We start from the raw sequence: 20,273 nt of genomic DNA on the forward strand, positions 1-20,273 counted from the left end.
ATTGTTTAGGATTTTGCTCCTATTTTCTCTCCTCTGCCTCTCCTGCGCCGGGCCCGTCGTGGCGGCCGGTGCCGAGCAGGCCTACAGGAAGGCCACCGAGAGCCATCAGCGGTTGATGGGCTCGGCCAAGAAGCAGCAGCACCGGGACCAGTGGCTGGCCGTTCTCGACCGTTTCACCGCCGTCGTCGAGATGGCGCCCGGATCGAGTACCGCCGCCGACGCCCTCTTTATGGCGGCGCAAACCTGCGAAGGTCTCTATCGGGTCTCCTGGGTGAAAAACGATGCCCGGCGCGCCGTGGAACTCTACCTCAACCTCGCCCGGCAGCACGGCGAAAGCTCCCTGGCCGACGACGCCCTGGCCCGGGCGGCGGAGATCGAGGAAACCGTTTTCAAGGAGAAGGGTGAGGCCTACCGGCACTACGCGCAAATCGTCGAGGGTTATCCCCGGGGGGATCAGGCGGCCGCCGCCCGAATTCGGCTGAAGGCCCTGTCCGACCACGCCCCTCCGTCGCCGCCGGCCGCCTCTCCGGTCGCCGCGGTGAGAGGGGGAGGGGAGCTGACCGGACTGCGCATCTGGTCCAACGCCGGATACACGCGCATCGTTCTCGATTTGAGCCGGGCGGCGGAATTCACCGCCAATGTTCTCCCGGCCAATCCCGCCACCGGCAGCGAGCCGCGTCTCTATGTCGACATCGCCGGCAGTGCGGCACCCCAGCTCCTCTCGGAAGTGACCACCGTCGAGGACGGCCTTCTGCGCCGGATTCGCACCGGGGTTCCGGGGGAGAACCGGGTCCGGGTCGTCTTCGATCTGGTGAGCTTCGGCGACTACAAGGTCTTTCCTCTGGAGGATCCCTATCGCATCGTCGTCGACATCACCGGCTCCGGGGCCCCGGAGATTCGCTCCGCCGATGCCGAACTGCGCAGCCTCCCCCCCGCACCTCAGGATGGGATCGGACGCATACTCGATCAGGCTCCCGCCGAACGTCCCCTGAAGATCCATATCCCCGAGGGGCAAAAGAATGGAAAGCTGCGGCGGATCGTCGTCGATGCCGGGCACGGCGGCAAGGATCCCGGCGCCGTCGGTGTCAGCGGCGTCCTGGAAAAGGACGTCACTCTGGCCATGGCCAAGGTTCTGGCGCGGCGCCTCGAGCAGGCCTTCGGATGCGAAGTTCTGTTGAGCCGCAACGGCGACGTCTACCTTCCTCTCGAGGAGCGCACCGGTTTTGCCAACAAGGTCGGGGCCGATCTCTTTATCTCGATTCACGCCAACGCCAGCACCAATCACAACGCCTACGGCGTGGAGACCTACTATCTCAACTTCTCAAAAAACGAGCAGGCGATGGCTGTGGCCGCCCGGGAAAACGGCACAACCCTCAAACAGGTCGGCGACCTGGAACTGATCCTCTTTGATCTGATGGCCAACTCCAAAATCAACGAATCGAGCCGCCTGGCGGCGGAGATTCAGAAATCGTTGGTGGAAAAGCTCGGTCGACACTACAAAAACATCAAGGATCTCGGTGTGCGCCAGGGCCCCTTTCACGTCCTCCTCGGGGCGACCATGCCCTCGGTGCTGGTCGAGGCGGCCTTCCTCAGCAACAGCCGTGAAGAAGGTCGACTCACCGACAACAAGTTTCATGAACGGACCGCCGACGCCATTATCAGCGGCGTCCGCAATTTTGCCAATGCTCTGGAGATGATGGCCGCCCGATGAAGACACCCAGCCAGGTCAGGACCGAATCGTTTTTTTCGCCGGAACTCCTCACCGATCCGGCCATTCCCTACCCGGAGCGCCGACAGCTCCTCCTCGAGGCCTGCCGGACCTTTCTCAACCATCACCAGCAGTTGATTCGGGACGAACACCGGGCGGGGGCCAGCGGTCGACAGACCGTCGGCAGCCTGACCTCTCTGACCGACACCCTGATCCGCAACCTCTATCGAAGCGTCTCCGCCGACATCTCCGAAAAGGATTTCGGTTCCTGCGCCCTCATCGCCATCGGCGGCTACGGCCGCGGCGAGCTCAATCCCCGCTCCGATGTCGACATCATGTTCTACTACAGCGGCAAGGACCGCACCTTCGCCGAGCAGGTTTCCGAGCGGATCCTCTACCTGCTCTGGGACCTCGGGCTCGACGTCGGCTACAGCGTGAGAACCGAGCGGGACTGCCTGGAGATGGCCGAAAAGGACATCACCGCCCGCACCGCCCTTCTCGACTCGCGATTTCTGGTGGGGGACGAAGGACTCTTTCGGGAATACGACCGCAGCGTTTTCGAGCCCGTCCTGGCACGCAACAGCCAGAATTTTCTTCGGCAGAAGCTCGAGGAGAGTGAACGGCGACTGCGCAAATACGGTTCGTCGGTCTTCCTCATCGAACCGAACATCAAGGAAGGGGAGGGGGGCCTGCGCGACCTGCACACCGCCCTGTGGCTGGCCCAGGTCAAGTTCAAGGCCCGCTCCCTGAGGGAATTGATCATCAAGGGGGTCGTCACCGAGCAGGAGGGGAAGGAATTTGAGGATGCCCTCGAATACCTGTGGCGCATCCGCAACGAACTCCACTATCTCTCTTCGCGCAAGACCGATCAGCTGAATTTCGACCAGCAGGAGTCGATCGCCCGTTTCCTGGGCTATCAGGACAACAAGAAGGCTCTGGCCGTGGAGCAGTTCATGCAGAACTACTACGCCCACGCCACCTTCGTCGAACACATCTCCTCCTTGCTGGTCACCAAGGCGACCATACAGGATGAACCCAACTCGCGTATTCTCGGATATCTGACCAGGCGCACCGTCGACACCGGGTTCTACATTCTGCGGGGAGAACTGCGCGTCAGTCAGGCCGATCTTTTTGAACGGGATCCGGCAAAAATGATGAAGGCCTTTCTCCTTTCCCAGCGCCACGGCGTTCCCATGAGTGTCCCGCTCAAGGGGATGATCCGGGACAACCTGCACCGGATCAACGACCGGGTCCGCCGCAGCCGGGAGATGACCGAGGGTTTTCTTGAAATCCTGCGCAACTACAAGGGGGTGATGGAGGTCCTGCGGGACATGCACCACCTGCAGTTCATGAACCACTTCATCCCCGAATTCGGTCACATTTATTGCAAGGTGCAGCACGACGCCTACCATATCTACACCGTCGACGTCCATTCCCTCTTCGCCGCCGAGGAAATTGTCAAGCTGTGGCGCGGCGATTACCGGGAAAAGAAACCGCTGCTCACCCAGGTCGCCAACGACATCGAAAAACGCGACCTGATGCTTCTGGCTGTGCTGCTGCACGATATCGGCAAGGGGGAGGGGAAGGATCACTGCAACAAGGGGGCGGATCTGGTGCCGACCATCGCCCGCCGCCTCGGCCTTAACAAGGAGGACAGCCAGCGCCTGGAGTTTCTGGTGCGCAACCATCTGGTGATGGCCCACATCTCCCAGCGCCGCGACCTTCACGACGACAAGCTGATCCTGCAGTTCGCCCGGAACATGGGGATGAGCGAAAACATCAAGATGCTCTACCTGCTGACCTTTGCCGATATCAAGGCGGTGGGGCCGGATGTCTGGTCCGAGTGGAAGGGGCTCCTACTCCAGGAACTCTACGAAAAGGCCTACGCCATCCTCGAACGGGGGAACTTTCAGCTCGAGGTGCGTTCGGAAAAGGTGCGCAACCGCAAGCGCAAGGTCGTTTCCCTCATTGAAGAGGAATTCGGTGCCAAGACCGTCAAGGACGTCATCAAGGTCATGAGCACCCGCTACATCCTCTCCCACCGCTCGGCGGAAATCGCCGAGCACGTCCGCTTGCTGCTGAGCCGCCGCAACCGGACCCTGGCGATGAAGGTGGAGCATGAGCCGGCCGGGGAGTTCACCCAGTTGACGATTTCGACCCTCGACGTCCCCGGGCTCTTCTCCATGATCACCGGGGTGATGGCCGCCAGCGGCATCAACATCCTCGGCGCCCAGATCTACACCCAGAGCAGCGGCGTGGCCATCGACATCCTCCACGTCCGCAGCCAGAGCGGAGAGATCATTGCCGACGAGAGCAAATGGCGGAAAGTCGAGGAGACCCTGACCGCCGTCATCGAAGGGCGGCTGCGGATCGACGAGCTGGTGAAGGCCCGGCAGCGTCCGAGCTTCCTCGTCGATCGTCCCCGTCCCCGTTTCCCCAACCGGGTGGAGATCGACAACGAGATTTCCGAGGAGTACACGGTCATCGACATCTACGCCCACGACAAGGTCGGACTCCTCTATAACATCACCGACACTCTGCGGGGCCTCGGGTTGTATATCGGAGTTTCGAAGATTTCCACCAAGGTCGATCAGGTTACGGACACCTTCTACATCCAGGATATCTTCGGCCAGAAGGTCACCCTTCCGGAGAAGGTCGAAGAACTGCGTTCCCGGCTCCTGGCATCCCTCGATGCCGATTGATCCCTCGAAAGAAAAACAGCCGATGAACCATCAACTCGACATCTTTCTTAATTACCTGCAGGTCGAGCGGGGCCTCTCCAAAAACACGCTCGACGCCTACGGTCGCGACCTGGCCCGCTATCTCGATTTTCTCGAGGGGGCCGGGATTTCCGTCCCCGGCGAGATCTCTCCGCCGGTGATCCTGCATTTTCTCGCCCACCTCAAGGAGTTCGGCCTGTCGGCCCGCAGCCGTGCCCGCGCCCTGGTCTCCCTTCGCATGTTCCACAAGTTTCTTCTGGCCGAGGGAATGGTCGACACCAACCCGACCACCCGGGTCGAGGCGCCGCGAACCCTGACCTCCCTCCCCCATACCCTCTCCCCCTCCGAGGTCGAGCGCCTGCTGGCGGCGCCTCGGGGGATCGTCCCCCTTGATCTGCGCGATCGGGCGATGCTCGAGGTCCTCTATGCCACCGGGCTGCGGGTCTCGGAACTGATCGCCCTCAGATACGGCGATCTGCAGCTCGATGTCGGTTATCTCACCACCGTCGGCAAGCGTTCCAAGGAGCGGATTGTTCCCCTGGGGGAGACGGCAATGATCGAGCTGCGCCGCTATCTCAGCCTCGGGCGTCCGTTATTGGCCAAGGAGGGCAGTGGGACCACCCTTTTTCTTAACCGCCGGGGGAAGGGGTTGACACGCCAGGGGTTCTGGAAGATTATAAAGCGCCGTGCCCTGGAGGCGGGGATTCTCAAGAACATCATGCCCCATACCCTGCGGCATTCTTTTGCGACCCATCTGCTGGAAAACGGCGCCGACCTCCGGGCGGTGCAGACCATGCTCGGACACGCGGATATTTCCACCACCCAGATCTATACCCACGTGACCCGCGAACGCCTGCGGAAAGTCCATGAACAGTTTCATCCCCGCGGTTAATGGGGATTCTTTCCTGTCCCGTTTCCTGATGTCATGAACCGGCAGGGGCCGCCCCTTGGAGGCGCGCCTCTTCCCTGACCCTGAATTCTTCGATGAGGAACCGATGAAGTATATTGTTTTGCTCGGTGACGGCATGGCCGACGAGCCTGTGGCCGAACTCGACTCAAGGACCCCTCTCCAGGCGGCGCACACGCCGCGCATGGACGCTCTGGCCGGGGTGGCCGAGCTCGGACTGGTGGAAACGATCCCTGCCGGAATGCATCCGGGGAGCGACGTCGCTAACCTTTCGGTCTTCGGTTACGATCCTGCCACCTGCTACAGCGGCCGCTCCCCCCTCGAGGCGGCAAGCATGGGGGTCGAACTCGCCCCGGAAGACGTCGCCTTTCGCCTCAATCTGGTTCATCTGCAGGCTCATTACGGCAAACTCTATATGGCGGACTTTTCCGCCGGTCACATCTCCACCGACGAAGCCCGGGAGTTGATCGAGACCCTGCAGGCGGAGCTCGGCGACGAGGAATTCCGTTTCACCACCGGGGTTTCCTACCGCCACCTCCTGGTCTGGAAGGGGGGGAAGGACCAGCTCAGCTTCACCCCTCCCCACGACATCACTCACCAGGGGATTGAAGAGCATCTTCCTAAGGGAGAAGGCGCCGATCGACTCATGGCGCTGATGAACGCCTCGCAGCTGATTCTCCATAACCATCCGGTGAACGAGCGCCGGGTCCGGCTCGGACTGACCTCGGCCAACTCTATCTGGCTCTGGGGGCATGGACGCGCACCGAAGATGGAAACGATGCAGGAGAAGTTCGGTGTCAGCGGCGCCGTCATCTCCGCCGTCGACCTGATCAACGGAATCGGCATTTACGCCGGGCTCGACGTCATCAAGGTTCCCGGTGCGACCGGCTACATCGACACCAACTACCGGGGGAAGGCCGAAGCGGCCCTTGAAGCCCTGAAGACCCGGGATTTCGTCTACCTGCACGTCGAGGCTCCGGACGAGGCGGCCCATGCCGGGAACCTCGACGACAAGGTCAGGGCGATCGAGTCCTTTGACGAGCTGGTGGTGGGGACCGTTCTCGACGGCTTGCCGGCTTTCGGCGACTACCGGGTCCTGATCCTCCCCGACCATCCGACCCCCGTCGCCCGCATGACCCATACCAGCGATCCGGTCCCCTATCTCCTCTTTGATTCGGCCGGCGCCTTCCCCCCGCGGCGCCCGGCGAAGGGCTACAGCGAAGAGGCGGCGGCCGAGAGCGGAATTCTGCTTCCGGAGGGGCATCGGCTGATGGAGCGGTTTATTTCCCGCAGTCTCGTCTGAGTTGCCTGCCTTGAAATTGCAAAAAAGGGGTGTCCGTGAAGGGCATCCCTTTTTTGCTTTTGGTTCCGGGGCTTCGCTTCAGGGGCGGATCCAATAGGGAGACCAGGGATAGGGAGCGTATCCCGGGTCGTAGGGATTGCCGCGGAGCGGCCAGTCGGGGGGGACATAGTAGGGGAAATAGGGGTAGGGGTGGGGATGGATTCCGTAGCGGAAGGGCGTATCCCAGAGGTAGAGTTCGATGAGCTCGAAGACGGGATAGTTATAGGTGATCGTTCCCAGAAGAGCTGTTTGGCTCCCGGCAACCCGGGCCGTCAGGGTCACAAGACGCCCTTCCTGGTAAAGAGCGGGGTCGAGAAGTCTTTTGCTGTGGACAAGAAAGCGTCCCCCCGACTCGTCGACGGCCACCGGTTCACCCCAGCGATCGAGCTTCCAGCGGAAGATTTCCAGAGTCGATCCTTTCTCGTCCAGGCGGGTCTCGACGATTGTTCCCCCCAGGAGCAGGATCTGGCCGAGGTGTTCTTCGGGGGCGTCCTTGACTGTGGTGAAAGCGACTCCCGGAGTGATCTCGCTGCGGGCCTGTCGGGAAATGACGTGGCTGCAGGAGGAGGAAAAAACAACCACCGCAAGCAGCAGGGGGAGGAGGATGGGTTTGGTGGGCATGGCGGCCTCCAAGGGTGATGCCGTACTCTTTGTCGAGCGACAAAGTTGTTAAAATCCGGGGCGTTGAGCTTGTCCTGCCCGGAGAAGGGAGGGAATTGGGGGTTGACTTGTTTCCCTCTGATCTGTTAGGTTGCCAAGATTATAACCGGTTTCCCGACCGCTGCAGGAAAGGATTTCAGAACGTGCCCAAGATAGTTATCGACGAATCCCGCTGCAAGGGGTGCGCGCTCTGCACCATCGCCTGTCCCCGTCAGCTCCTTCATCTTAGCGACAGAATCAACCGCCAGGGGTTTTTGCCGGTCGTCATCACCGCCGAAGAGCTCGGTCGCTGCACCTCCTGCGCCCTGTGCGCCCAGATCTGTCCCGACGTCGCCATTGCCGTCTATCGCCAAAAGATACAGTGACGCCCCCTGCGCTGCACCGGCGGCCGGGTGGTTTCTCCGGAGGATTCATTGAGTAAGAGGCTTTTTGTCAAAGGGAACGAAGCGGTCGCCATGGGCGCCATCGCCGCCGGGTGCCGATACTATTTCGGCTATCCGATCACGCCGCAGAGCGATATTCCCGAATACATGTCGCGGGAACTCCCCAGGCTCGGCGGCGTCTTCATCCAGGCCGAGAGCGAGATCGCCTCGATCAACATGCTCCTCGGGGCGAGTGCTTCGGGAGCCCGGGGGATGACCTCGTCGTCGAGTCCCGGCATCTCTCTTAAACAGGAGGGGCTCTCCTACATGGCCGGCAGCGAACTCCCCGGCCTGATCGTCAATATCTGCCGCTCCGGCCCCGGTCTCGGCGGCATCGATGCCTCCCAGGGCGACTACTTTCAGTCGGTGAAGGGGGGAGGGCATGGCGGCTACCACCTCATCGTTCTGGCCCCCCATTCGGTGCAGGAGATGTACGATCTCACCATTCTCGGTTTCGACCTCTCCGATCGTTACCGGGTGCCGGCCATGCTCCTCGGCGATTCGGTGATCGGCCAAATGAAGGAAGCCCTCGTCCCGCACCCCTACGTGGCCCCGGAACTCCCCGCCAAGGACTGGGCGGTGACCGGCAAGGGGGGGCGCAGCGACCAGAAGATCGTCAAATCCCTCTTTCTCGGTGACGGCGAACTCGAGGCCCACAACTGGCGTCTCCACGACAAATATCGCCTCCTCAAGGAAAACGAGGTCCGTTATGAGGGGGTCGAACTCGATGACGCCGAACTGACGGTCACCGCCTTCGGTTCCGCGGCGCGAATCGCCAAGACCGCCATCGCCATGGCGCGCCGGGAGGGGCTCAAGGTCGGGCTGTTGCGGCCGATCACCCTCTTCCCCTTCCCCGAGAAAGCCTTTGCCGCGGCGACGGCCCGGTGCAAGAGGGTCCTGTGCATCGAGCTCAACGCCGGACAGATGGTGGAGGACGTGCGCCTTTCGGTGACTCGCGACGCCGATGTCTATTTCTACGGCCGTCCCCCCGGCGCCGGCTCCCTGCCGACCCCGGAGGAACTGCTGGAGCAGATCCGCAAGCACTACAAGGATTGAGCATGAACGAACCCATGGAAAAGGTCTTCGGACATCCCGTCTCCCTCAAAAACGTGCAGACCCATTTCTGCCCCGGTTGCCAGCACGGCACCATTCACCGCCTGGTGGCCGAGGCGATAGACCATTTCGGGGTCCAGCAGCGCACCATCGGGGTGGCCTCCGTCGGCTGCAGCGTCTTTCTCTACGGCTACTTCGACATCGACGTCGTCGAAGCTCCCCACGGCCGGGCTCCGGCCGTGGCCACCGGCGTCAAGCGTGTCCATCAGGACAGGATCGTCTTCACCTATCAGGGGGACGGCGACCTGGCGGCCATCGGCACCAGTGAAATCATCCACGCCGCCAACCGCGGGGAAAAGATGACGGTCATCTTTGTCAACAACACCACCTACGGCATGACCGGCGGGCAGATGGCCCCGACCACCCTTCCGGGACAAAAGACCGTGACCTCCCCTTACGGGCGGGATGTCGGGATCGACGGTTACCCGATCCGCATGGCCGAACTGCTTTCGGTGCTCGAGGGGACCGCGTATGTGGCACGGGTGGCGGTGAACTCGCCGAAAAACCTTCTCCAGGCCGGCAAGGTGATCCGCAGAGCCTTCGAATACCAGGTGGAAAACCGCGGCTTCTCCTTTGTCGAGGTCCTCTCGGCCTGTCCCACCAACTGGGGGATGAACCCCCTCAAGGCCAACGAGCGGGTGGAGTCGGAGATGATCCCCTATTTTCACCTGGGGACGTTCAAGGATATCGCCGGCTGAGGCCGCCTCCCCATGAAAGCTCATTTCTCTACGGATAAACAGATGACTTACGACGTTTTTATGGCCGGCTTCGGCGGGCAGGGTATCCTCCTTATCGGCAATCTCCTCTCCTATGCCGCCATTGCCGAGGGGAAAAACGTCTCCTACTTTCCGGCCTACGGCGTGGAAAAGCGCGGCGGCGCCGCCACCTGCACGGTGGTCATCTCCGACGGCGAGGTCGGCTCTCCTGTGGTCGGCAACCCGGCGGCGGCCCTGATTCTCAACCAGCTCTCCATGGAAAAATATTTTCCGCGGGTTCGCTCCGGCGGCTTCTGCCTCGTCAACTCCTCTCTGGTGGCGGAGAGCTCCGTCAGCAGGACGGATCTCGACCTGCTGCTGATCCCCGTCAACGAAATGGCCATCGAGGCCGGCGATCCCCGGCTGGGAAACATGATTACCATCGGAGCCTATGCCCAACGAACCGGGGCAGTCTCCCTCGACAGTCTCAAGGAGGCGCTGCGGGAGGTTCTTCCCGAGCGCAATCACGGTTTTATCCCCATGAATATCCGCGCCATCGACAGCGGTGCGGCCTTTGCCAGGGACGCCGCCCCGAAGTAAGAGGCTCTGGAACGCTTCGGCTTTCCTTTGAGAACAAGGCCGGGGCCCGGGGTTCCGGCCTTGTTGGGTTTAAAACCGCAAAAGTGAACGGCCTATGGGGGAGTCATGACCCACGTCAGATACGTCAAACTCTACAAGGCGGAAAAAGCCCGCCATCTTTGCGAACTGGCCGAAGAGTTCATGCTGGCCGGGAGGCGGGTGCTGATCATCGTGCAGGATGAGAACCAGGGAGTCACCCTCGATCGTTTCATGTGGACCTGGAAGAAGGGGGCGTTTATCCCCCATGCCTATGACAACGGTGCCGTCGACTGTCTCGACGAGCCGGTGGTGATCGGCACAAGCGAGCGCAACCCGAGCGGGGCGCGGATTCTGATCATGGGGAAGCCCTGCGGCCTCGCCTTCGCCCGGCAGTTCGACGAGGTGATCGATTTTGCCGAACTCTACGACCAGACGCTGGCCGAGGAGTCGCGACGTCGCTATGCCGAATTCCGCGGCGCCGGGTTTGAACTCGATGTCCGTTAATGGCGGCGGCCGTGCCAGCCTCGTTTCTCTTACGGCCGTCCCCGTTCTCGAAACGGAGGTTCGCCTCGGTCGGGAGGGTGCTGCGGCCCTGGCCCTCTGGCAAGCCCGCCCCGGAGAGATTCTCACAGTAGTCGACCCCGAGCAGGGGTGGTACCGCGCCCGTCTCCTGAATCTGGAAGCGGATGGAGCCGTTGTCGTCCCCTTTGCCCGTCTTTCTCACCCCGCCGAGAGCCCGCTGGCCATCGAGGTTTACCAGGCGCTTCCCGAAAAGGAGCGTTTCGAACTGATCCTGCAGAAATTGACCGAAATCGGTGTGTACCGGATCGCCCCCTGTCTCTCCAGGCGCTCCATCACGCTGCAGGAGCGGGATGCAGGGCAGAAAAAGTCCCACCGCTGGCCCGAGGTGCTGTTGCGGGCGGCAAGGCAATGCCGGCGCGGCATGATCCCGGAACTTATGCCGGTTCTCACCTGGGAAGAAACCCTCGATCAGGCGCAACATGCGGACCTTAAGCTGATCCTCTATGAAGGAGAGGCACCCTGGACCCTCAGGGAAGTTCTGGCGAAGGACAATCCTCAATGCATCGCCCTGCTCGTCGGTCCCGAAGGGGGCTTTGCCGATGACGAGGTCGCCGAGGCACAACAAAAGGGGTTCCTGCCGGTTTCCATCGGCCCGAGGATTTTTCGTACCGAGACGGCCGCCATTGTCGGCGCCGCTCTCCTGCAGTTCGCCGCCGGCGATCTCGGCTAGATTTGCAAAGGATTGAAGGGAAGATGACATCTGAATTGCTGGCCAGTCCGTTGCCGCAGGAGTCTCTGGGGAGGCTCGAAAACGTCGCCGTCGTTCTCGTCGAACCCCAGGGGGCTCTCAATATCGGCTCGGTCTGTCGGGCCATGGCCAATTTCGGGTTTTCCGACCTGCGGCTGGTCCAGCCCGAGGCCGATCATCTCGGCGACGAAGCGCGGCGCATGGCGGTCAAGGCCGGTGCGCTCCTCGAAGGGGCCCGGATCTATCCCGATCTGGCGGCGGCCCTCGGCGACTGCCAGATGGCCTTCGGCACCACCCGTCGTTTCGGCAAGTATCGGGAGGATTTCCTTCATCCCGACGGCGCCGCACGAACCCTTCTCCCCTGGACGGAAGAGGGGAGGGTGGCTCTCGTCTTCGGCCGCGAGGACAAGGGATTGCTGACTGCCGAACTCGACCTGTGCCAGCGCTTTGTCACCATTCCCACCAGCGAGGAGCTGCCGTCGATGAATCTGGCCCAGGCTGTGACCCTCTGCCTGTACGAGACGGCCAAGGCCTTTGCCGAGGGGAACGGCAAGTCTCTCGGAGAGAGGCGGCTCGCCACCGGAGAGGTGGTGGAGGGGATGTTTGCCCACATGAAAAGGACTCTCCTCGAGATCGGCTACCTCGATCCCCAAAATCCCGACCACATTCTGCATACCTTTCGCAGGATCTTCGGCCGCAGCGGCCTCAACGACCGAGAGGTGCGGATCCTGCACGGCCTTTTGCGCAGCATCGACTGGGTGGAACGGGAGAGACGCAGGGGAAAGGGGGAATGAGCCCCTGCCGGACCACCCTTTCTCGATGCAGCGTCGGAGGTCTGTTTGATTCCTGATCCGTGGTCGCAAATATTCGATGTACTCCTCGGCGCCCTGGTTTTCCTCGGCTCCTTTCTCCCCCGCCGTCCTCCCGAAGGGGATGAGCCTGATGAAGCCCTGCCGGCGCTGGGGAAGAAGCGTCTGATCCTGTTGTTCCGCTTTGCCGGACTGGCTCTTTTTTTTCTCGCCCTGGTACGCCTGCTGAAATCATAAACCCTTGCCCTCAGTTGCCGATGACACATCCTATTGATACCCGAATCCTGGCCAACGGCCTGACCGTGGAGTTTTTCGATCTCTCCAACCGCTATTACGGGGACTATCACCGGGTGTGCATCGAAGTGCGCTGCCGGATGCTCCTTCAGCGCGAGCACTTTCCCCTTGCTGCCGATCCGGTCAGGGAACTGGAGCGGGTTCGCGCCACCCTCGGCGATTACGTGGATTTCGTCCGCACCATCGAGAAGATGGGGGTAGCCGGCGGGGCCCTCGAGGCGGTGCGTAGTGAAATGATCGACAGTTTTGCCAGGTCGACTTTCCCTTACCTGGAGGCCCCCGGAATCCCCGCTCGTCTGGTCGCCTTGGAAGCGGCAAAAAAAGGCGGAGGGCGACGCCTCTTCGTGGTCCCGAAATGACACCGGTCCGGTTGCGTCTCGATACCCTGGCCTATGGGGGGAATGCGGTGGGCCGCCTCCAGGGGAAGGCGATTTTTGTCCCCGGCGGCGCCCCGGGAGACGAAATCCTCTGCCGGATCGTACGGGAGAAAAAACGCTTCGCCGAAGGGGAGCTGGAGGAACTTCTGGTGGCGGGTCCCGGGCGGCGAACGCCCCCCTGCCCGGTCTTCGGCGATTGCGGCGGCTGCCAATGGCAGCATCTGGACTACGGGGAGCAGTCACTTTGGAAGGAACGGATCTTCGCCGAGACGCTGCGCCGTCAGTGCGGCATCGACGAGAGCCTGCTTCTCCCCCTGGCGATCGCTCCCGAGGAGTGGGGGTATCGCAGTCGGGTGCAATTCAAATGTTCCCAGGGGGAAGGGACGTTCGACCTCGGGTTTTATCGCCGCGGAAGCCATTCCGTCATCGATGTCCCCCGCTGCGCCATCGCCGACCCCCGAATCAACGCCGCCCTCGGCCTCTTTCGCCACTGGTTGCGGGGACTCCCCATTCCGGGTCGGATACTGCAGGTCGATATGGCCGTCGGGGACACCGGCGGAGTGCGTGTCGTTGTCCACCTCGCCGATGAAGACCCCGTGCCTCTGGCCCGCTATTTGACTCCCCTGGCCAGGGAGGCCGGATTCGCCCTTTTCCTCCAATTTGGCCGCAAGGGGGCCCTGCATCCCTGCTGCGGCGTCGCCGATCTGACCATCGGAATCGGCGCGCCGGAAATGTTCCTTGGCTACGGCCCCGGGGGCTTTGCCCAGGTGAACCTGGCACAGAATCGTTACCTGATCCAGCTCGTCGAAGAGGCCGCCGACCTTACCGGGACGGAACGGGTTCTCGACCTCTTCTGCGGCATGGGAAACTTCTCCCTCCCCCTGGCGCGGCGAGCCGGTGAAGTCATCGGTGTCGAAGGTTTTGCGCCGTCGATTGTCAAGGCCCGGGATAATGCCCTGCGCAACGGCATCGGCAATGCGGTTTTCCATGCCTGCCCGGCCGAATCCGCGGCGTTGCGTTTCCGTTCCGCCGGCGGCTGGGACCTCGCACTTCTCGATCCTCCGCGGGCCGGAGCCTTTGAGGTCATAAAGGATCTGGTCCGGGCCCGGCCCCGGCGCATTCTCTATGTCTCCTGCGACCCGCCGACCCTCGCCCGTGATCTGGTGCCCCTCCTTCAGGGTGGCTACACCCTGGCATGGTCCCGGCCCATTGACCTCTTTCCCCAGACCTGTCACACTGAAAGCCTGACCCTGCTGACACTCGGGCCGCGTTGACATTCCACCGCCATTGGCCATAGTTCGGAGAGGGTCGGTTGCCAGGGGCCTTTTCCCTTAAAGGAGGATCGTTCATGCGCCGTCTCGCCATCCTTTGCCTCGGAATTATTCTGATTCTTCCCTCCCTTGCCCTGGGGGTGTCGGTCAGGGTCCATGACCGTTTGCAACTCGAATTTGACCTTCCTGACCAACGATGGGTTCTGAGCAGGGAGGCACCCGATTTTCTAGTGGATAAGGCCTTTGCCGACCTTGAGGCCGAACTCCTCGGGCAGGGGAAGAACCCCGGCCGTGCAGAGATCGAAGCGGCCGCCCGTCGGCGCCTTGAGGCCAATGAGGCCTTTGTTTTCAACCCCCTCAGCAAGGCTCATCTTCTCATCGATTTCAGCCCCTTGCGCCAGGGGGAAGGGGCACCTTCCGCCCAAACTGTTAACCTTTCGGCTCGTTATGCCGGGGAAGGTCTGGAAGAGGAAGAAGGCTATCGGGAGGTTAAACAGAAAAGCGGGGAATTTTCCCTGGCGGGGGCTGCGGCGGCCAGCCGCATCGATGCCAGCTATCTGCGTCGGGGCGAGCCGGGCGTCTTTGTAGGTATTATCGGCTTTGCCTCCCCCTGCTGGTTCTACCTCTATTACACCGACGGTCTCAGCGATCCTCGCGATCTGCCGGAGATGGAAGGGATTTTACGCTCGATGCGGATCTCTGCCGACGGGGCCAAGTGAGATAATTTTTTCTTGCAATGTCCTGATCTACGTGGTAAATATCCAATGTTATTATCGTTCACTCAAAAGTGAGCTCCTGGCTCGCTTTTTCTATTTAGGGGTTGTTTGCAGTGGCACAGGAAACCACTCTCGAAAAAATCGAGCGGATCGTCCTGCCGATTCTGGCCGATCTGGGAATGGAGCTTGTCGAGCTCGAGTACCAGAAGGAAGGTCGGGAGTGGGTTGTGCGGATCTTTCTCGACAAGGTTGGAGGCGTCAATCTCGACGACTGCTCCAGTGTCAGTCGCGAGGTCGGAACGGTTCTCGAGGTCGAAGACGTCGTTCCGGAGGGCTACCGGCTCGAGGTTTCTTCCCCTGGGCTCGATCGTCCGTTGAAAAAAGCGGCCGACTATCAGCGCTTCGTGGGCGAATTAGCCAAGATTAAAACTTTTGAAAAAATGGATCCCGACGGTCGCGGGCAGGAGCGCAAAACCTTCGTCGGGCGTCTCCTTGGTTTCGAAGAGGGGCGGGTCAGGATCCTGCAGCTGGACAAGAAGGGGGGGGAAGTTTCCTTCGCCCTCGAGGAAATCGCAAAAGCAAATCTTGAGCCTGAGTTTTAATTTGTTCTCCCACCCGTTGCTGGTGGGGATGGTACCGTAAATCATGCCGGGTCTGCACTGTCAGGCTGACGCAGAAGAATATAGGGGGTTTGGGGATGGTAGTGAATCTTAACCATGTCATCGACCAGGTTGTTAAAGATAAGGGGATCGACCGGGCCGTTTTGGTCGAGGCGCTGGAGTCGGCCGTGTTGTCCGCCGCCAACAAGAAATATCGCAATACCCGCGATCTCGAAGTTCACTACAATGACGAGTTGGGTGAAGCCGAGCTCTTCGAATTCGTTACCGTTGTCGACGAGGTTCAGGATTCCTACAAGGAAATCGATCTCGCCGAAGCCCAGGAGATCGATTCGGAAGTCGAGGTCGGCGACTCCCTGGGGATGAAGATGGATGCCAGCGGCTTCAGCCGTATTGCCGCCCAGACCGCCAAGCAGGTCATCATCCAGAAGGTGAGGGAGGCCGAGCGCGAGGGCGTGTACAACGAATTTAAAGACAGGGTCGGAGAGTTGATCAACGGCATCGTTCGCCGTTATGAGCGTGGCGACCTGATTATCGATCTCGGTCGTACCGAGGCTCTTCTTCCTCACCGGGAGCAGGTTCCCCGCGAGAATTACCGCCAGGGAGACCGGGTTCGTGCCTATCTTGCCGAGGTAAAAATGTCCCCGAAGGGGCCGCAGATCATCCTCTCCCGCACCCATCCAGGGGTCGTTGCCGCACTCTTCCATTTCGAGGTTCCCGAGATCGCAGAGGGGATCGTGGAAATCATGGGGGTTGCCCGCGAACCGGGGAGCCGTGCGAAAATCGCTGTTCTTTCCCATGACCCCGATGTCGATCCCGTCGGTGCCTGCGTCGGGATGCGCGGCTCCCGCGTACAAAATGTGGTCTCCGAAATGCGCGGCGAGAAAATCGACATTATTCCCTGGAGCCCCGACGTCGCCCGTTTTGCCTGCTCCGCCCTTTCTCCTGCCGAGGTGACCCGGGTTTATGTGGACAACGACGAGCAGGCCCTGGAAATTATCGTTCCCGACGATCAGCTTTCCTTGGCCATTGGTAAAAAAGGCCAGAATGTTCGTCTCGCGGCCAAGCTCACCGGTTGGAAGATCGATATCAAGAGCGAGACCCGCGCCGCCGAGGCCGAGCTCGAAGAGCTGACCGGCGGTCGCGATGCCGAAGAGGAGCCTGTCGCCGAGCTCGGCGAGAGTTTCACCAAAGAACAGTTATATGAACTGGCCAAAGAGCACAATGTTGCCGGCCGCAGCAATATGACCAAGGATGAGCTCGCCCTGCGCCTGACCGAGCTCGGCGTTCTTGGCGGCTCTTCCGATGAGGAGCCTGCGGAGGCGGAAGAGCAGGGGTAGAAACGTGCGTACGGCGGGGAAAAAAGCTCAACGTTCCTGTCTCGGTTGCCGTGAGGCGCAGGATCAGGATAAACTAGTACGCTACGTTCTTTCGCCGCAGGGTGAATTACTCGTTGATTATCGCATGAGGCTTCCCGGTCGAGGCGCTTATACTTGTTTCGATCCCCAGTGCATCTTCGCAGCCATTAAACGGCGGCAGTTTGAACGTGCTCTCAAGTGGGGGGGCGAGTCTCTCGACGGTCAGACCCTGGTTGACAGTCTCGCCACCCAGGTCAGAGAGAAAATTCTCAATCTGGTCGGAATAGCCCGCAAGTCAAACAACATAGTCTCGGGGGGTACCCTCGTTCTTTCGTCTTTGGGAAAAAACGGGGGGATATCCCTGGTTTTGCTGGCGGAAGATATTTCTGCCGCCATAGGGCAAAAGGTGCTCGACAAGGCCGGGGTTTTTGAAGTTCCTTGCTACTATCTTGCCAGCAAGGATGAGCTTGGTCACCTCGTTGGCAAAGGGGAACGAAGCGTGATTGGACTCAAGACCGGATCGCTTGCCGAGTCGCTTGAGGTCGAACTTTTGAGATATAAGTACATAGTAGGGGAGAGTTGATGGGAAAAACACGGGTATACGAATTGGCGCAGAAACTAGGGTTGGAAAACAAAGCTCTGCTGGAACGGTTGCAGGAAGCTGGGGTTGAGGCGAAGAGTCATATGAGCGTTTTGGAAGAACAAGATCTTCAGAAATTGGAAGCCGCCTCCGTTCCCCCTGTGGAAAAGGTCGAAGAGGAGAGGGTTACTCCCGGACTGATTCGCCGTCGCCGCAAGGAAATGCCGCCGGCTGTGACCGCAGAAGCGGCTTCAACCGAAAAAGCGGTTGAGGCTCCTGCCTCAGCAGAAGCGCCCCCTGTTCCTGTCGAAACCAAGACGGAAGCCCCGTCCGAACCCGTTTCGGAAAAAACCGTTGCCGCTCCGGTGGAGAAGCCGCTGGTGACCGAATCTGCGGCCGAGGCCGAGGGAAAGCCGGTCAAAGCCAAGGAAGAGGCGGTGGTTGTCCCGGCCAAGACAGAGGCCAAAGGGGAGAAGGTCACTTCCTCTCGGGCTAAAATTCTCGGACGGTTGGAATTGCCGAAGGCACCGGAAGCTGCGCCCCGTCGTCAGGAGCGTCCGGCGCCGCCTTCCCGTGGCGAGCGTCCCGCCGGCCCGCGGCCTGATCGTCCAGCACCCGGAGCGCGACCCGCTCCCGGTGATCGCCCGGTGGCCGGTGCACGCCCCGCACCTGGCGCACGTCCTGCTCCTGGCGCACGTCCTGCTCCGGGGGCACGCCCCGCTCCGGGTGGACGTCCCGCCCCCGGTGGACGCCCCGCCCCTGGCGGTCGTAGCTCGGCTCCGGGAATGGGAGCTCCTCCGGCCGATGAGGTCTTTCCCGCCAAGGAGGCCCGTGGCGGGAAGAAAAACAAGAAAGGGAAGGGGGCGGACTACAGCGCTGCTGCCGCCGCTGCCGGACCCGGTGCGCCCGGCCGACGCACCCGCCGGGAAGTCTTCGAACCCGATCGCAACGGCAAGTTTCGCAAGGGCCGCAAGTCGGACAGAACGACCAAAAAAACGGAAGTCACCGTGTCCAAGGCCATCAAGCGCATTATCCGCATCAGTGACGTCATTACCGTGGCCGAACTGGCCAAGCGCATGGGCGTTAAAGGCAAGGATCTGATCAAGGAGCTGATGCGCCAGGGGACCATGGTGACGATCAACCATCCTCTCGACTTCGAAACGGCGGCCATTCTTGCCTCCGAGTTCAATTATGAAGTGGAGAACGTGGCCTTCGACGAGGAGACCCTCCTCGAGCACTCCAGTGTCAAGGGGGCCGAGGAGGCTTCGGCCGACGATCTCAAGACCCGTCCGCCGGTGGTGACCATCATGGGTCACGTCGACCACGGCAAGACCAGTCTTCTCGATGCCATCCGGACCGCCAACGTTACGGCCGGGGAAGCCGGCGGCATTACCCAGCACATCGGTGCTTATGATGTGGAACTCGACGGGAAGAAGATCACCTTTCTCGATACCCCCGGCCACGAGGCCTTTACGGCCATGCGTGCCCGTGGCGCCAAGGTGACCGATATTGTCATTCTGGTTGTGGCTGCCGACGACGGCGTCATGCCGCAGACCAGGGAAGCCATCAATCATGCCAAGGCGGCCGGGGTTCCGATCATCGTGGCCATCAACAAGATGGACAAGCCGAACGCCACTCCCGACAAGGTGCGGCAAGGGCTTACCGAATTCGGCCTGGTGTCCGAAGACTGGGGTGGAGATACCATCTTTGTCGAGGTTTCGGCCAAACTGCACACCAACCTCGATCGGCTTCTGGAGATGATCCTTCTCCAGGCAGAGGTGATGGATCTCAAGGCTAACCCCACCAAACGCGTCCGCGGCATCATTGTCGAGGCTCGTCTCGACAAGGGTCGCGGTCCTGTGGTCACGGTTCTGGTTCAGGAGGGGACGCTGAAAATCGGCGATCCCATCGTCGCCGGAACGCACTACGGCCGGGTGCGCAGCATGATCAACGACCGTGGCGAGCGGGTCGATGCGGCGGGGCCGTCCTTCCCCGTTGAAGTCACCGGACTTTCCGGTGTTCCCGATGCCGGAGACATGTTCCACGCTGTCGAGGACGAGAAAACCGCCAAGGATGTGGCCCAGCATCGGGCCCAGAAACTGCGCGAGACCGAATTGGCCCGCACCAGCAAGGTTTCTCTCGAACAGCTCTTTGCCCGGATTCAGGAAGGGGATATCAAAGAGCTCAAGGTTATCATCAAGGGGGATGTCCAGGGCTCGGTGGAAGCGGTCCGCGACTCGCTCACCAAGCTCTCCACCGATGCCTGCCGCCTCGTTGTTCTCCACACCGGCGTTGGCGGCATTATCGAAAGCGACGTTTCCCTGGCCTCGGCATCCGATGCCATCGTCATCGGTTTCAATGTTCGTCCCGAGCCGAAGGCGGCGACACTGGCCGAATCCGAAGGCGTCGACATCCGTCTCTACAACATTATTTATGATGCGGTCGCCGACGTGCGCAATGCCATGGAAGGCCTCCTGGCACCGACCCTGCGGGAAAAATTCCTCGGACGGGTCGAAGTCCGGGAAACCTTCAGCGTCTCCAAGATCGGCACCATCGCCGGCTGTTACGTCCTCGATGGCAAGGTGCTGCGTGGCGCCAAGGTGCGCCTCGTCAGAGACAATGTCGTGGTCTGGGAAGGGAAGATGAATTCCCTGAAGCGCTTCAAGGACGACGTCAAGGAAGCCGCCGCCGGCTACGAGTGCGGCATCGGCCTGGAGAACTACAATGGTGCCAAGGTCGGCGACATCATCGAGGTCTTCGAGATAGAAGAGATTAAAACCGCTCTCTAGGTCGGTG

20 protein-coding genes are annotated in these 20,273 nt (G+C 61.1%); 19 read left to right on the forward strand and 1 reads right to left on the reverse strand.

Annotated features, from left to right (window positions below; all coding sequences use genetic code 11):
* Positions 1-13: 13 nt before the first annotated feature.
* From DSOUD_RS08510 to DSOUD_RS08525, 4 genes are all read left to right on the forward strand, one after another.
* A complete protein-coding gene (locus DSOUD_RS08510; protein WP_053550614.1) occupies positions 14-1,711 on the forward strand; it encodes an N-acetylmuramoyl-L-alanine amidase in 1,698 nt (565 codons plus the stop codon).
* The gene (gene glnD / locus DSOUD_RS08515; protein WP_082351163.1) at positions 1,708-4,410 is read left to right on the forward strand and encodes a [protein-PII] uridylyltransferase; all 2,703 of its coding nucleotides are present in this window, start codon (positions 1,708-1,710) and stop codon (positions 4,408-4,410) included. Before DSOUD_RS08510 ends, glnD begins: the two co-directional genes overlap by 4 nt.
* Before the next feature lie 22 nt (positions 4,411-4,432).
* On the forward strand, positions 4,433-5,320 hold the full coding sequence (xerD, locus tag DSOUD_RS08520; protein WP_053550615.1) for a site-specific tyrosine recombinase XerD: 888 nt from the start codon (positions 4,433-4,435) through the stop codon (positions 5,318-5,320).
* A 103-nt stretch (positions 5,321-5,423) separates the two neighbouring features.
* Positions 5,424-6,638, forward strand: coding sequence for a cofactor-independent phosphoglycerate mutase (locus DSOUD_RS08525; RefSeq protein ID WP_053552340.1), 1,215 nt, complete (start codon positions 5,424-5,426; stop codon positions 6,636-6,638).
* A gap of 78 nt (positions 6,639-6,716) precedes the next feature.
* On the opposite strand, the gene DSOUD_RS08530 is transcribed toward DSOUD_RS08525, so the two are convergent.
* Positions 6,717-7,298: a Slp family lipoprotein gene (locus tag DSOUD_RS08530; RefSeq protein ID WP_157671810.1), complete on the reverse strand. Its 582-nt coding sequence runs from the start codon at positions 7,296-7,298 to the stop codon at positions 6,717-6,719.
* Between the two features lie 182 nt (positions 7,299-7,480).
* On the opposite strand from DSOUD_RS08530, the gene DSOUD_RS08535 reads away from it, so the two are divergent.
* The 15 genes from DSOUD_RS08535 (at position 7,481) to infB (ending at position 20,266) form a co-directional block, all read left to right on the forward strand.
* Positions 7,481-7,702, forward strand: a complete 222-nt coding sequence (locus DSOUD_RS08535; protein WP_053550617.1) for a 4Fe-4S dicluster domain-containing protein — start codon at positions 7,481-7,483, stop codon at positions 7,700-7,702.
* Between the two features lie 48 nt (positions 7,703-7,750).
* Positions 7,751-8,815, forward strand: a complete 1,065-nt coding sequence (locus DSOUD_RS08540) for a 3-methyl-2-oxobutanoate dehydrogenase subunit VorB (RefSeq protein ID WP_053550618.1) — start codon at positions 7,751-7,753, stop codon at positions 8,813-8,815.
* A gap of 14 nt (positions 8,816-8,829) precedes the next feature.
* Positions 8,830-9,570, forward strand: coding sequence for a thiamine pyrophosphate-dependent enzyme (locus DSOUD_RS08545; RefSeq protein ID WP_053552341.1), 741 nt, complete (start codon positions 8,830-8,832; stop codon positions 9,568-9,570).
* 42 nt (positions 9,571-9,612) lie between these two features.
* Positions 9,613-10,167 carry a 2-oxoacid:acceptor oxidoreductase family protein gene (locus DSOUD_RS08550; protein ID WP_053550619.1) on the forward strand — a complete coding sequence of 185 codons (555 nt, stop codon included), beginning with the start codon at positions 9,613-9,615 and terminating at the stop codon, positions 10,165-10,167.
* Between the two features lie 105 nt (positions 10,168-10,272).
* Positions 10,273-10,689: a DNA polymerase III subunit chi gene (locus tag DSOUD_RS08555; RefSeq protein ID WP_053550620.1), complete on the forward strand. Its 417-nt coding sequence runs from the start codon at positions 10,273-10,275 to the stop codon at positions 10,687-10,689.
* On the forward strand, positions 10,646-11,437 hold the full coding sequence (locus tag DSOUD_RS08560; RefSeq protein ID WP_082351164.1) for an RsmE family RNA methyltransferase: 792 nt from the start codon (positions 10,646-10,648) through the stop codon (positions 11,435-11,437). Before DSOUD_RS08555 ends, DSOUD_RS08560 begins: the two co-directional genes overlap by 44 nt.
* A gap of 23 nt (positions 11,438-11,460) precedes the next feature.
* A complete protein-coding gene (locus tag DSOUD_RS08565; RefSeq protein ID WP_053550622.1) occupies positions 11,461-12,249 on the forward strand; it encodes an RNA methyltransferase in 789 nt (262 codons plus the stop codon).
* A 45-nt stretch (positions 12,250-12,294) separates the two neighbouring features.
* Positions 12,295-12,501 carry a hypothetical protein gene (locus DSOUD_RS08570; protein WP_053550623.1) on the forward strand — a complete coding sequence of 69 codons (207 nt, stop codon included), beginning with the start codon at positions 12,295-12,297 and terminating at the stop codon, positions 12,499-12,501.
* Between the two features lie 20 nt (positions 12,502-12,521).
* A complete protein-coding gene (locus tag DSOUD_RS08575) occupies positions 12,522-12,917 on the forward strand; it encodes a hypothetical protein (protein ID WP_053550624.1) in 396 nt (131 codons plus the stop codon).
* Positions 12,914-14,209 (forward strand): class I SAM-dependent RNA methyltransferase, encoded by a 1,296-nt coding sequence (locus DSOUD_RS08580; protein WP_053550625.1) that lies wholly within the window; start codon positions 12,914-12,916, stop codon positions 14,207-14,209. Before DSOUD_RS08575 ends, DSOUD_RS08580 begins: the two co-directional genes overlap by 4 nt.
* Before the next feature lie 74 nt (positions 14,210-14,283).
* On the forward strand, positions 14,284-14,925 hold the full coding sequence (locus DSOUD_RS08585; protein ID WP_053550626.1) for a hypothetical protein: 642 nt from the start codon (positions 14,284-14,286) through the stop codon (positions 14,923-14,925).
* 176 nt (positions 14,926-15,101) lie between these two features.
* A complete protein-coding gene (locus DSOUD_RS08590) occupies positions 15,102-15,524 on the forward strand; it encodes an LSm family protein (RefSeq protein ID WP_423739496.1) in 423 nt (140 codons plus the stop codon).
* 95 nt (positions 15,525-15,619) lie between these two features.
* A complete protein-coding gene (nusA, locus tag DSOUD_RS08595; RefSeq protein ID WP_082351165.1) occupies positions 15,620-16,879 on the forward strand; it encodes a transcription termination factor NusA in 1,260 nt (419 codons plus the stop codon).
* A 4-nt stretch (positions 16,880-16,883) separates the two neighbouring features.
* Positions 16,884-17,480 carry a DUF448 domain-containing protein gene (locus tag DSOUD_RS08600; RefSeq protein ID WP_198300389.1) on the forward strand — a complete coding sequence of 199 codons (597 nt, stop codon included), beginning with the start codon at positions 16,884-16,886 and terminating at the stop codon, positions 17,478-17,480.
* Positions 17,480-20,266, forward strand: coding sequence for a translation initiation factor IF-2 (gene infB, locus DSOUD_RS08605; protein WP_053550628.1), 2,787 nt, complete (start codon positions 17,480-17,482; stop codon positions 20,264-20,266). Before DSOUD_RS08600 ends, infB begins: the two co-directional genes overlap by 1 nt.
* Positions 20,267-20,273 lie beyond the last annotated feature (7 nt).

Source organism: Desulfuromonas soudanensis, from assembly GCF_001278055.1.
In the GTDB taxonomy this organism is placed as follows: domain Bacteria; phylum Desulfobacterota; class Desulfuromonadia; order Desulfuromonadales; family WTL; genus Deferrimonas; species Deferrimonas soudanensis.

What these genes read in the sequence shown, in the direction of transcription:
- glnD (WP_082351163.1), top strand. Translation starts at nt 1,708, where the DNA reads ATGAAGACACCCAGCCAGGTCAGGACCGAATCGTTTTTTTCGCCGGAA.
- xerD (WP_053550615.1), top strand. Translation starts at nt 4,433, where the DNA reads ATGAACCATCAACTCGACATCTTTCTTAATTACCTGCAGGTCGAGCGG.
- DSOUD_RS08525 (WP_053552340.1), top strand. Translation starts at nt 5,424, where the DNA reads ATGAAGTATATTGTTTTGCTCGGTGACGGCATGGCCGACGAGCCTGTG.
- DSOUD_RS08530 (WP_157671810.1), bottom strand. Translation starts at nt 7,298, where the DNA reads ATGCCCACCAAACCCATCCTCCTCCCCCTGCTGCTTGCGGTGGTTGTT.
- DSOUD_RS08545 (WP_053552341.1), top strand. Translation starts at nt 8,830, where the DNA reads ATGGAAAAGGTCTTCGGACATCCCGTCTCCCTCAAAAACGTGCAGACC.
- DSOUD_RS08550 (WP_053550619.1), top strand. Translation starts at nt 9,613, where the DNA reads ATGACTTACGACGTTTTTATGGCCGGCTTCGGCGGGCAGGGTATCCTC.
- DSOUD_RS08555 (WP_053550620.1), top strand. Translation starts at nt 10,273, where the DNA reads ATGACCCACGTCAGATACGTCAAACTCTACAAGGCGGAAAAAGCCCGC.
- DSOUD_RS08560 (WP_082351164.1), top strand. Translation starts at nt 10,646, where the DNA reads ATGCCGAATTCCGCGGCGCCGGGTTTGAACTCGATGTCCGTTAATGGC.
- DSOUD_RS08565 (WP_053550622.1), top strand. Translation starts at nt 11,461, where the DNA reads ATGACATCTGAATTGCTGGCCAGTCCGTTGCCGCAGGAGTCTCTGGGG.
- DSOUD_RS08575 (WP_053550624.1), top strand. Translation starts at nt 12,522, where the DNA reads ATGACACATCCTATTGATACCCGAATCCTGGCCAACGGCCTGACCGTG.
- DSOUD_RS08580 (WP_053550625.1), top strand. Translation starts at nt 12,914, where the DNA reads ATGACACCGGTCCGGTTGCGTCTCGATACCCTGGCCTATGGGGGGAAT.
- DSOUD_RS08585 (WP_053550626.1), top strand. Translation starts at nt 14,284, where the DNA reads ATGCGCCGTCTCGCCATCCTTTGCCTCGGAATTATTCTGATTCTTCCC.
- DSOUD_RS08590 (WP_423739496.1), top strand. Translation starts at nt 15,102, where the DNA reads ATGGAGCTTGTCGAGCTCGAGTACCAGAAGGAAGGTCGGGAGTGGGTT.
- nusA (WP_082351165.1), top strand. Translation starts at nt 15,620, where the DNA reads ATGGTAGTGAATCTTAACCATGTCATCGACCAGGTTGTTAAAGATAAG.
- infB (WP_053550628.1), top strand. Translation starts at nt 17,480, where the DNA reads ATGGGAAAAACACGGGTATACGAATTGGCGCAGAAACTAGGGTTGGAA.